The organism is Streptomyces sp. NPDC002156, from assembly GCF_053593675.1.
In genome coordinates, this window is the sequence record NZ_JBSFDA010000249.1 from 1 (window position 1) to 11,244 (window position 11,244).

11 protein-coding genes are annotated in these 11,244 nt (G+C 68.6%); 8 read left to right on the forward strand and 3 right to left on the reverse strand.

Translation table 11 applies throughout. From position 1 onward, the window contains the following. Positions 1–109 precede the first annotated feature (109 nt). The gene (locus ACWCRB_RS46420) at positions 110–469 is read right to left on the reverse strand and encodes a DUF397 domain-containing protein (RefSeq protein ID WP_235474469.1); all 360 of its coding nucleotides are present in this window, start codon (positions 467–469) and stop codon (positions 110–112) included. Between the two features lie 279 nt (positions 470–748). Between ACWCRB_RS46420 and rpsO the strand changes: the two genes are divergently transcribed. The 5 genes from rpsO to ACWCRB_RS46445 all read left to right on the forward strand — a co-directional run bounded on the left by rpsO (position 749) and on the right by ACWCRB_RS46445 (position 6,260). Further along, positions 749–1,036, forward strand: a complete 288-nt coding sequence (rpsO, locus tag ACWCRB_RS46425) for a 30S ribosomal protein S15 (RefSeq protein ID WP_189149835.1) — start codon at positions 749–751, stop codon at positions 1,034–1,036. A 329-nt stretch (positions 1,037–1,365) separates the two neighbouring features. Then, positions 1,366–3,588, forward strand: coding sequence for a polyribonucleotide nucleotidyltransferase (locus tag ACWCRB_RS46430; RefSeq protein ID WP_451001849.1), 2,223 nt, complete (start codon positions 1,366–1,368; stop codon positions 3,586–3,588). After that, positions 3,585–4,964 carry a M16 family metallopeptidase gene (locus tag ACWCRB_RS46435; RefSeq protein WP_451001850.1) on the forward strand — a complete coding sequence of 460 codons (1,380 nt, stop codon included), beginning with the start codon at positions 3,585–3,587 and terminating at the stop codon, positions 4,962–4,964. The genes ACWCRB_RS46430 and ACWCRB_RS46435 overlap by 4 nt, the downstream gene beginning before the upstream one ends. A 62-nt stretch (positions 4,965–5,026) precedes the next feature. Continuing rightward, positions 5,027–5,779, forward strand: a complete 753-nt coding sequence (gene dapB / locus ACWCRB_RS46440; RefSeq protein ID WP_451001851.1) for a 4-hydroxy-tetrahydrodipicolinate reductase — start codon at positions 5,027–5,029, stop codon at positions 5,777–5,779. Between the two features lie 22 nt (positions 5,780–5,801). After that, complete coding sequence (locus ACWCRB_RS46445) at positions 5,802–6,260, forward strand: hypothetical protein (protein WP_451001852.1); 459 nt, start codon at positions 5,802–5,804, stop codon at positions 6,258–6,260. Positions 6,261–6,378: 118 nt separating this feature from the next. On the opposite strand, the gene ACWCRB_RS46450 is transcribed toward ACWCRB_RS46445, so the two are convergent. Together ACWCRB_RS46450 and ACWCRB_RS46455 are read right to left on the reverse strand one after the other, a co-directional pair. Beyond that, positions 6,379–6,936 (reverse strand): hypothetical protein, encoded by a 558-nt coding sequence (locus ACWCRB_RS46450; protein ID WP_451001853.1) that lies wholly within the window; start codon positions 6,934–6,936, stop codon positions 6,379–6,381. Between the two features lie 128 nt (positions 6,937–7,064). Beyond that, positions 7,065–7,304 (reverse strand): hypothetical protein, encoded by a 240-nt coding sequence (locus tag ACWCRB_RS46455; protein ID WP_451001854.1) that lies wholly within the window; start codon positions 7,302–7,304, stop codon positions 7,065–7,067. 188 nt (positions 7,305–7,492) lie between these two features. Here ACWCRB_RS46455 and thyX point away from each other — a divergent pair, with 188 nt between their 5' ends. From thyX to ACWCRB_RS46470, 3 genes are all read left to right on the forward strand, one after another. Next, positions 7,493–8,233 carry an FAD-dependent thymidylate synthase gene (gene thyX / locus ACWCRB_RS46460; RefSeq protein WP_369035560.1) on the forward strand — a complete coding sequence of 247 codons (741 nt, stop codon included), beginning with the start codon at positions 7,493–7,495 and terminating at the stop codon, positions 8,231–8,233. Positions 8,234–8,452: 219 nt separating this feature from the next. Further along, a complete protein-coding gene (gene dapA / locus ACWCRB_RS46465) occupies positions 8,453–9,352 on the forward strand; it encodes a 4-hydroxy-tetrahydrodipicolinate synthase (RefSeq protein WP_451001855.1) in 900 nt (299 codons plus the stop codon). Between the two features lie 129 nt (positions 9,353–9,481). Then, positions 9,482–11,167, forward strand: coding sequence for a ribonuclease J (locus ACWCRB_RS46470; RefSeq protein WP_235474460.1), 1,686 nt, complete (start codon positions 9,482–9,484; stop codon positions 11,165–11,167). Positions 11,168–11,244: the final 77 nt, after the last annotated feature.

Below are 11,244 nucleotides of genomic sequence, written 5' to 3' on the forward strand. Positions count from 1 at the left end.
TTCTTTTCGGCCCCCCCCCCCCCCCCCCACCTCCACCATCTTCCCACAACCTGGGCCCCCCCCCGCCCCGCCCCCCCCCCCCCCCCCCGCCCCTCTTCCGGGCGGCGAACTACTCCACGTCCCCGCCGGAATCCGTACCCGCACCGGCACCCGCCGCGAGCCCGCCGTTCTGTTCCGTCGGCTCCAGGTCGAACTCCCCGTCGCGCGCCCCGAGCACGAACGCCGTCCACTCCGCCTCCGTGTAACGGAGGACGGTGTCATGGTCCAGGGACGACCGCATGGCCACCGCGCCCTCGGGGAGATAGGCGATCTCGACCCGCTCCTCGTGCTCCTCGGTGCCGGGCGCGCTGTGCCACTCGACGCCCGAGATGTCGAGGGAGTACAGCTCGTCCCGCTCCCGCTCCTTGCGCGCCTTGACGTCCTCGTCCTGCGCGGCCGTGGTGTCCTGTGCGCCCTGTGCCTCCGCCATGGCGAAGCGACCCCTTCCCGACGTACGTGATACGACAACTACGATCTGTGTTCTCACCCTAGTGGCCGAGCCCGGGCATCCGGACTGTTTGCACACCGCGGTGAAGACGGCCGCTGCCTGCTGGTATCCTGGGCGACGGCCGTTTGTGTACGCACCCCCGGAGTCATTCACCCCGGAGGCCGCGCCCAGCGGATTCCCGGCCTCCCGAGTTACGGAAGCTCCCCTGAGAAGTGGACCAGGGGCACTCGGTGGCTACTACAAAGACTACGAGGAGTACGCGTGTCGCTCGACGCCGCAGTGAAGAAGCAGCTCATCTCTGAGTTCGGTACCAAGGAGGGCGACACCGGCTCCCCCGAGGTCCAGGTCGCGATGCTCTCGCGCCGTATCTCGGACCTGACCGAGCACCTCAAGACGCACAAGCACGACCACCACTCCCGTCGTGGTCTGCTGATCCTCGTCGGTCAGCGTCGCCGCCTTCTCCAGTACCTGGCCAAGAAGGACATCCAGCGCTTCCGTGCGCTGGTCGACCGCCTCGGCATCCGCCGCGGTGCGGCGGGCGCCAAGTAAGACGCTGTGAGAGGGAGCGGTTCCCACTTCTAGGGGGCCGCTCCCTTTGCCGTACGTGCGGAAACGTGCGGAGTGTCACTGCCTCTTTGTAGTGTGGTAGCACAACGCAATACGCAGGACACAAACGCAGGACGCAACGCAGGACACATACGAGGAGAAGTGCACCTCGCCGCCGCCGGTCCTCGGTAGTGGCCCCCGGGAACTGCGACCCCCGGGTGCTTCGATCGAAGACCGGCCCGCACTCAGAAGGCGCGCTTCTCCGACACCACGTCCCTCTGCCACACGGGCAGGACGGGACAAAAGACGAAAAAGTATCGGAGAAAACGCTAGTGGAGAACGAGACCCACTACGCCGAGGCCGTCATTGACAACGGTTCCTTCGGCACCCGCACCATCCGCTTCGAGACGGGCCGCCTGGCCAAGCAGGCCGCCGGCTCCGCCGTGGCGTACCTGGACGACGACACCATGGTGCTGTCGGCCACCACCGCCTCCAAGAACCCCAAGGACCAGCTCGACTTCTTCCCCCTCACGGTGGACGTCGAGGAGCGCATGTACGCGGCCGGGAAGATCCCCGGTTCCTTCTTCCGTCGTGAGGGCCGGCCCTCCGAGGACGCGATCCTCACCTGCCGCCTGATCGACCGCCCGCTGCGCCCGTCCTTCAAGAAGGGCCTGCGCAACGAGATCCAGGTCGTCGCCACGATCATGGCGCTCAACCCCGACCACCTGTACGACGTCGTGGCGATCAACGCCGCCTCCGCGTCCACGCAGCTGGCCGGTCTGCCCTTCTCCGGCCCGATCGGCGGCGTCCGCGTCGCGCTGATCAACGGCCAGTGGGTCGCGTTCCCGACGCACACCGAGCTCGAGGACGCCGTCTTCGACATGGTCGTCGCCGGTCGCGTCCTGGAGGACGGCGACGTCGCGATCATGATGGTCGAGGCCGAGGCCACAGAGAAGACCATCGCGCTGGTCGCGGGCGGCGCCGAGGCGCCGACCGAGGAGGTCGTCGCCGCCGGTCTGGACGCCGCGAAGCCCTTCATCAAGGTGCTCGTCAAGGCCCAGGCCGACCTCGCCGCCAAGGCCGCCAAGCCCACCGGCGAGTTCCCGGTCTTCCTCGACTACCAGGACGACGTCCTGGAGGCCCTCACGGCCGCCGTCAAGGACGAGCTGTCCCAGGCGCTCACCATCGCGGGCAAGCAGGACCGCGAGGCCGAGCTGGACCGCGTCAAGGGTCTCGCCGCCGAGAAGCTGCTCCCGCAGTTCGAGGGTCGCGAGAAGGAGATCAGCGCGGCCTACCGCTCGCTGACCAAGTCCCTGGTCCGTGAGCGCGTCATCAAGGACAAGGTCCGCATCGACGGCCGTGGCGTCACGGACATCCGTACGCTCGCCGCCGAGGTCGAGGCCATCCCGCGCGTGCACGGCTCGGCGCTGTTCGAGCGTGGCGAGACCCAGATCCTGGGCGTCACCACCCTCAACATGCTCCGCATGGAGCAGCAGCTCGACACCCTGTCGCCTGTGACGCGCAAGCGCTACATGCACAACTACAACTTCCCGCCGTACTCCGTCGGCGAGACCGGCCGCGTCGGCTCCCCGAAGCGCCGCGAGATCGGCCACGGCGCGCTCGCCGAGCGCGCGATCGTGCCGGTCCTCCCGACGCGCGAGGAGTTCCCCTACGCGATCCGTCAGGTGTCCGAGGCCCTCGGCTCCAACGGCTCGACGTCCATGGGCTCGGTCTGCGCCTCCACCATGTCGCTGCTGAACGCCGGTGTGCCGCTGAAGGCCCCCGTCGCCGGTATCGCCATGGGCCTGATCTCCCAGGAGATCAAGGGCGAGACGCACTACGTCGCCCTCACCGACATCCTCGGTGCGGAGGACGCCTTCGGCGACATGGACTTCAAGGTCGCCGGCACCAAGGAGTTCGTGACCGCCCTCCAGCTGGACACCAAGCTGGACGGCATCCCCGCCTCCGTCCTGGCCGCCGCTCTCAAGCAGGCCCGTGACGCCCGCCTCCACATCCTCGACGTGATGATGGAAGCGATCGACACGCCGGACGAGATGTCCCCGAACGCCCCGCGGATCATCACGGTCAAGATCCCCGTGGACAAGATCGGTGAGGTCATCGGCCCCAAGGGCAAGATGATCAACCAGATCCAGGAGGACACCGGCGCCGACATCACGATCGAGGACGACGGCACCATCTACATCGGTGCCGCGCAGGGCTCGCAGGCCGAGGCCGCTCGTGCAGTGATCAACGGCATCGCCAACCCGACCATGCCGGAGGTCGGCGAGCGCTACCTGGGTACGGTCGTGAAGACGACCACCTTCGGTGCGTTCGTGTCGCTGCTCCCGGGCAAGGACGGTCTGCTGCACATCTCGCAGATTCGCAAGCTCGCCGGCGGCAAGCGCGTGGAGAACGTCGAGGACGTCGTCGGCGTGGGCCAGAAGGTCCAGGTCGAGATCGCCGAGATCGACTCCCGCGGCAAGCTGTCCCTGATCCCCGTCATCGAGGGTGAAGAGAACGCCGAGGACGACAAGAAGGACGACGGCGACAAGTGACGTCGACCAGCCCCACGACGACGGCCCGCACCTCCTCGGAGGCGCGGGCCGTCGCCCGTACCCAAACCCTGATCAAGGGCACCAACGGCATCGGCACGGTCCGTAAGACCACCCTCCCCGGCGGCCTGCGCATCGTCACCGAAACGCTGCCCTCGGTCCGCTCCGCGACCTTCGGCATCTGGGCCCACGTCGGCTCCCGCGACGAGACGCCGACCCTGAACGGCGCCACGCACTACCTGGAGCACCTGCTCTTCAAGGGCACCACGCGCAGGTCGGCACTGGACATCTCCTCGGCGATCGACGCGGTCGGCGGCGAGATGAACGCGTTCACGGCGAAGGAGTACACGTGCTACTACGCGCGCGTGCTCGACACCGACCTCCCGCTCGCCATCGACGTCGTCTGCGACATGCTCACGGGCTCCCTGATCCTCGAAGAGGACGTCAACGTCGAACGCGGCGCCATCCTCGAAGAGATCGCGATGACGGAGGACGACCCGGGCGACTGCGTGCACGACCTGTTCGCGCACACCATGCTCGGCGACACCCCCCTCGGCCGCCCCGTCCTCGGCACGGTCGACACGGTCAACGCCCTCACCGCGGACCGCATCCGCCGCTTCTACAAGAAGCACTACGACCCGACCCACCTCGTCGTGGCGGCGGCCGGCAACATAGACCACAACAAGGTCGTACGCCAGGTTCGCGCCGCCTTCGAGAAGGCGGGCGCCCTCAAGCACCTCGACGCCACGCCGATCGCCCCGCGCGACGGCCGCCGCAGCCTCCGTACGAGCGGCCGCGTCGAACTGCTCGGCCGCAAGACCGAGCAGGCCCATGTCGTCCTCGGCATGCCGGGCCTGGCCCGCACGGACGAACGCCGCTGGGCACTGGGCGTGCTCAACACGGCCCTGGGCGGCGGCATGTCGTCCCGCCTCTTCCAGGAGGTCCGGGAGAAGCGGGGCCTCGCGTACAGCGTGTACTCGTACACGTCCGGTTTCGCCGACTGCGGCCTCTTCGGTGTGTACGCGGGCTGCCGGCCCTCGCAGGTCCACGACGTGCTGAAGATCTGCCGCGACGAACTCGACCACGTCGCCGAACACGGCCTCTCCGACGAGGAGATCGGCCGCGCCATCGGCCAGCTGCGCGGTTCGACGGTCCTCGGCCTGGAGGACACGGGCGCGCTGATGAACCGTATCGGCAAGAGCGAACTGTGCTGGGGCGACCAGATGTCCGTCGACGACATGCTGGCCCGGATCGCCGAGGTCACCCCGGACGCCGTCCGCGAGGTCGCCCGCGAGATCCTGGGACAGCGCCCGTCGCTGGCGGTCATCGGCCCGCTCAAGGACAAACAGGCCGCACGTCTGCACGAGGCCGTCGCCTGACGGCCGTACCCGTCCGACGTATCCGTCCGACCTCCGAGTCCATCCGGTAAGGAAGCAAGAACATGAGCAAGCTGCGCGTGGCGGTCCTCGGCGCCAACGGCCGTATCGGATCCGAGGCGGTACGGGCGGTCCAGGCCGCCGAGGACATGGAACTGGTCGCCGCCCTCAGCCGGGGCGACAAGCTGGAGACGCTCGCCGACACGGGCGCCCAGGTCGCGGTCGAACTGACCACCCCCGCCTCGGTGATGGGCAACCTCGACTTCTGTGTGCGCCACGGCATCCACGCGGTCGTCGGCACCACCGGCTGGACCGACGACCGCCTCGCGCAGCTCACCGGCTGGCTGGCCCAGTCCCCGGAGACGGGCGTGCTCATCGCGCCCAACTTCTCCATCGGGGCCGTACTGACCATGAAGTTCGCGCAGATCGCCGCGCCCTACTTCGAGTCGGTCGAGGTCATCGAGCTGCACCACCCGAACAAGGTGGACGCCCCGAGCGGTACCGCCGCGCGCACCGCCCAGCTCATCGCCGAGGCCCGGGCCAAGGCGGGCTCGGCTCCGCTGCCGGACGCCACCGTCACGGCCCTGGACGGCGCCCGGGGCGCGGACGTCGACGGGGTGCCCGTGCACTCCGTACGTCTGCGCGGCCTCCTGGCCCACCAGGAGGTCCTGCTGGGCGGCGAGGGCGAGACGCTGACCGTCCGGCACGACTCGCTGCACCACAGCAGCTTCATGCCGGGCATCCTGCTCGGCGCGCGCCGTGTCGTGGACACCCCCGGCCTCACCTTCGGCCTGGAAAACTTCCTCGACCTCGGCTGAGGATCGAGGACTGAGGAACATCATGCGCGCGAAGCTCTCCTACGCTCTCACGGCCGCCGTCCTGGTCTTCTACTTCGTTCTGGTCGGCAGCCGCGGGGTCATGCTCATACAGACCGGCACGCTCCTGACCGTCACCTTCGGCGTGGCGGTCCTGATCCTGCCGGTCATCGGCGTGTGGTTCCTCTGGAAGAACACGCAGTTCGTCCGGAACGCCAACCGTCTCGCCGCCGAGCTGGACGCCGAAGGCGGCCTGCCCGCCGACGAGTTGAGGCGCACCCCGAGCGGCCGGGTCGACCGCGACTCGGCCGACGAGGTCTTCGCCAGACGCAAGGCCGAGACGGAGTCGGCCCCCGACGACTGGCGCAACTGGTTCCGTCTCGCCGTCGCCTACCACGACGCCCGCGACACCCCCCGCGCCCGCAAGGCGATGCAGCGCGCCATCGCCCTGCACGACGGCAGGACACCGGCCCAGCAAGCCTGAAGACCCGCTTCCGGAACGAGGGCAGGGGCCCCCGCGCTCCAAAGGGGCGCGGGGCTGTATCAATGTGCGGCTCCGCCGCGCGGGCGCGACCAGCCACGACGGCGCCGCAGTGGACCACTCAGCCCCGCCCGAACTCCGCTGCCCATGCCTCGACGCTGTCCGCCGCCCGGTCGAACGCCGCCATACGCCCCAGGAAGTCGGCGTTGTGCGTGGTGAGCAGCGGCGCCAGATCGTCAGCGGCCCGATCCCGGCGTACGAGGACCAATGCCTGCCCCTGCACGGTGCGCGGCAGGCCCAGCCAGCGCACCGGCCGCTGCACCGTCCGTACGGCGACGACCTTCTCCCAGCGCGTCGTCCGCGTGGCGAGGAACCCCACCCGGCGCACCCCGCGCGCACTCACCCACACGCCGGTGCGCAGCAGCCGCAGTGCCGTGGCGATGACGCCCAGCGCGATGCCGAGACAGACCGCGCCGCCGGACACCTCGCCGGTGGCCGCGATGATGACCGCCGCGAACAGGACGTACGAGGCGAGCAGCAGCAGAAGCGCCGCCACGCCCACCCGCCAGGGGCCGGGCCGGTAGGGGCGACGCCAGCGGTCGCGGTCGTCGAACGGCAGCGCGACGCCGGCCGCGGCCTCGTCGGAGGCGCGGTCGGCCGTAAGGAAGGGCAGGGGCACGGCTGGTCCTCACTCAATTCCATGCTCGGGCTGTGCCCGGTGAGGTTATCGAGCCGGCTGCCCGGTCACCAGCCTCGGGGGTCCGAGGAGGGCCGGACCACGCCATTCGGCCGCAGCCCGACGGGCCCTCAACGGCTGTCGGCCGCCTGGGACTGCTGTGTCTGCCCGCCGGCCTGATCGACCGACAGCGCGGGCATCCCGAGGACCAGGGAGCCCACGAGCCCGGCGACGATGGTGAGCCCCAGGAGCCAGCGCCCGGCTATGTCACCGACGGACGCGCGCTCACGGGGCGGTGGAGCGACATTGCTGCGGAACTTGTCGGCTTCGGCGATGAAGGCGAACGGTACGGGCTCGCGCCGGCGCAACATGGGGGTACTTCTCCCTCGGGGATCGAACTCTGAGAATCGAACGATTCGCTGCTGTCTGTACAGACGAGCGAGCGCCCCAAATGGTGCCCGGTTTCACCAACTTAACTCTGTGACGATGGAGAACGTCCCGTTTGGCGGGCCGTAGAGTGGCGTCGCCGAATGACGAGATGGGAAGGACTCTCCGAACCGTGACGCCCACCCCCGACGACGAGTTCAAGATCGACCTGCGTAGCGATGTGACCGTCGAGCTGGTCAAACACAGCGCGTCGGACTCAGACGTGCTGTTCGCGGCCCGTGTGTCGACCGTCGGGGAGCAGTCCCTGGACGAGTTGAACAAGGATCCGGAGCGCTCGACGGGGCTGATCAACTACCTCATGCGAGACCGGCACGGCAGCCCGTTCGAGCACAACTCCATGACGTTCTTCATCAGCGCCCCGATCTTCGTCTTCCGCGAGTTCATGCGGCACCGGGTGGGATGGTCGTACAACGAGGAATCCGGGCGATACCGGGAGCTGCAGCCCGTGTTCTACGTGCCGGACACCTCGCGCAAGCTCGTCCAGCAGGGCCGGCCGGGCAAGTACGTCTTCGTCGAGGGCACCCCCGAGCAGCACGGAGTCGTCGAGCACGCCATGGAGGACGCGTACCGTCAGGCGTACCGGAACTACCAGCAGATGCTCGCGCAGGGCGTCGCCCGCGAGGTCGCCCGGGCGGTCCTCCCCGTCGGCCTGTTCTCGTCGATGTACGCGACCTGCAACGCGCGCTCCCTGATGCACTTCCTCGGCCTGCGCACACAGCACGAGCTGGCGAAGGTGCCGTCGTTCCCGCAGCGGGAGATCGAGATGGTCGGCGAGAAGATGGAGGCGGCGTGGGCCGGCCTCATGCCGCTGACCCACGCGGCCTTCAACAAGAACGGCAGGGTCGCGCCGTAGGGCAGACGCACGCGCGTGTTCTACCGCCGGGCACAGGTGTGCGGATCAGCCTCGCGAAGTGTCCGTATTGCGGTATTTCGAGAGGTTCATCTAGCCTGATCAAACGGACCCGGCACTGCTTGAACCCCCGAGCAGGCAGTGCCGGGCTCCGTATTTGTCCTGACTTTTCCCGCACCCCTAGGGCAGACCGCGCCCTGAGCAGCGAGTAGCGTGGTACCCATGGCTCCGACCTCCACTCCGCAGACCCCCTTCGGGAGGGTCCTCACCGCCATGGTCACGCCGTTCACGGCGGACGGCGCGCTCGACCTCGACGGCGCTCAGCGGCTCGCCACCCACCTGGTGGACGCAGGCAATGACGGCCTGGTCATCAACGGCACCACCGGCGAGTCCCCGACCACCAGCGACGCGGAGAAATCGGATCTCGTACGAGCCGTACTGGAGGCGGTCGGCGAGCGGGCCCACATCATCGCGGGCGTCGGCACGAACGACACCCACCACAGCATCGAACTGGCCCGCGCGGCGGAGAAGACCGGCGCACACGGCCTCCTGACCGTCACGCCGTACTACAACAAGCCCCCGCAGGAGGGCCTGTACCGGCACTTCACGGCTATTGCCGACGCCACCGAACTCCCGGTCATGCTGTACGACATCCCGGGCCGCAGCGGCGTCCCGATCAGCACCGAGACGATCGTCCGGCTCGCCGAGCACCCCCGGATCGTCGCCAACAAGGACGCCAAGGGCGACCTCGGCCGGGCCAGCTGGGCGATCGCCCGCTCCGGACTCGCCTGGTACTCGGGCGACGACATGCTGAACCTGCCGCTGCTCTCTGTGGGCGCGGTCGGCTTCGTGTCGGTCGTCGGCCACGTCGTCACACCGGAGCTGCGCACTCTGGTCGAGGCGTACGTCGCGGGCGACGTCCAGAAGGCCACCGAGATCCACCAGAAGCTGCTCCCGGTCTTCACCGGCATGTTCCGCACCCAGGGCGTCATGACCACCAAGGCCGCGCTCGCCCTCCAGGGCCTGCCCGCCGGACCCCTGCGCGCTCCGATGGTCGAGCTGTCGGCCGACGAGATCGCGCAGCTCAAGATCGATCTTGCCGCCGGCGGGGTACAGCTCTGACATCAGACTTCACAACTGAATACGCGGGACAACTGTGTCCGCAGTCCACATCCAACAACTGCTTTTGCACGAACGTCATGCGCGCCACGTGCCTTACCGGTACGTGGCGCGTGTGGTGAGGAGAGTCTTTTGAGTCATCCGCATCCTGAACTCGGCGCCCCGCCGAAGCTCCCGAAGGGCGGCCTCCGGGTCACCCCGCTGGGCGGCCTCGGTGAGATCGGCCGCAACATGACCGTCTTCGAGTACGGCGGACGCCTGCTCATCGTCGACTGCGGCGTCCTCTTCCCCGAGGAGGAGCAGCCCGGAATCGACCTGATCCTGCCGGACTTCACGTCCATCAGGGACCGCCTCGACGACATCGAGGGCATCGTCCTCACGCATGGCCACGAGGACCACATCGGCGCCGTCCCCTACCTCCTGCGGGAGAAGCCGGACATCCCGCTGATCGGCTCCAAGCTGACCCTCGCCTTCATCGAGGCGAAGCTCCAGGAGCACCGGATCCGTCCGTACACCCTTGAGGTGACGGAGGGGAACCGCGAGCGCATCGGCCCCTTCGACTGCGAGTTCATCGCGGTCAACCACTCCATTCCGGACGCCCTCGCGGTCGCCATCCGCACCCCTGCGGGCATGGTGGTCCACACGGGCGACTTCAAGATGGACCAGCTCCCGCTGGACGGCCGCCTCACGGACCTGCACGCGTTCGCACGGCTGAGCGAAGAGGGCATCGACCTTCTCCTCTCCGACTCGACGAACGCGGAGGTCCCGGGCTTCGTCCCGCCCGAGCGCGACATCTCGAACGTGCTGCGCCAGGTCTTCGCGGGCGCCAGCAAGCGGGTCATCGTGGCGAGCTTCGCGAGCCACATCCACCGCATCCAGCAGATCCTGGACGCGGCCCACGAGTACGGCCGCAGGGTCGCCTTCGTCGGCCGCTCGATGGTCCGCAACATGGGCATCGCCCGGGACCTGGGCTATCTGAAGGTCCCCCCGGGCCTGGTGGTGGACGTCAAGACCCTCGACGACCTCCCGGACCACGAGGTCGTGCTGGTCTGTACGGGTTCGCAGGGCGAGCCGATGGCAGCGCTGTCCCGCATGGCCAACAGGGACCACCAGATCCGTATCGTCCAGGGCGACACGGTGATCCTGGCCTCGTCGCTGATCCCCGGTAACGAGAACTCGGTGTACCGCGTGATCAACGGCCTGACCCGCTGGGGCGCGAAGGTCGTCCACAAGGGCAACGCCAAGGTGCACGTCTCCGGCCACGCCTCGGCCGGCGAGCTCCTGTACTTCTACAACATCTGCAAGCCGCGCAACCTGATGCCGGTCCACGGCGAATGGCGCCACCTGCGGGCCAACGCCGAGCTGGGCGCCATGACGGGCGTCCCGCATGACCGGATCGTCATCGCCGAGGACGGTGTGGTCGTCGACCTCATCGAGGGCAAGGCGAAGATCTCCGGCAAGGTCCAGGCCGGGTACGTGTACGTCGACGGACTCTCGGTCGGCGATGTCGGCGAACCCACCCTGAAGGACCGCAGGATCCTCGGCGACGAGGGCATCATCTCGGTCTTCGTGGTGATGGACTCGTCCACGGGCAAGATCACGGGCGGCCCGCACATCCAGGCCCGCGGCTCGGGCATCGACGACTCGGCCTTCACCGACGTCGTCCCGAGGATCGCCGAGGTGCTGGAGCGCTCGGCACAGGACGGCGTGGTGGAGCCCCACCAGATGCAGCAGCTCATCCGCCGCACGCTGGGCAAATGGGTGTCGGACAACTACCGTCGGCGCCCGATGATCCTCCCGGTCGTCGTGGAGGTCTGACGGGTACGGAGGGCGTCTGAGCAGCCCTTCCTGCGCGTGAACTCGGAGCGGGGCTCCTCGATTTGCATCGAGGAGCC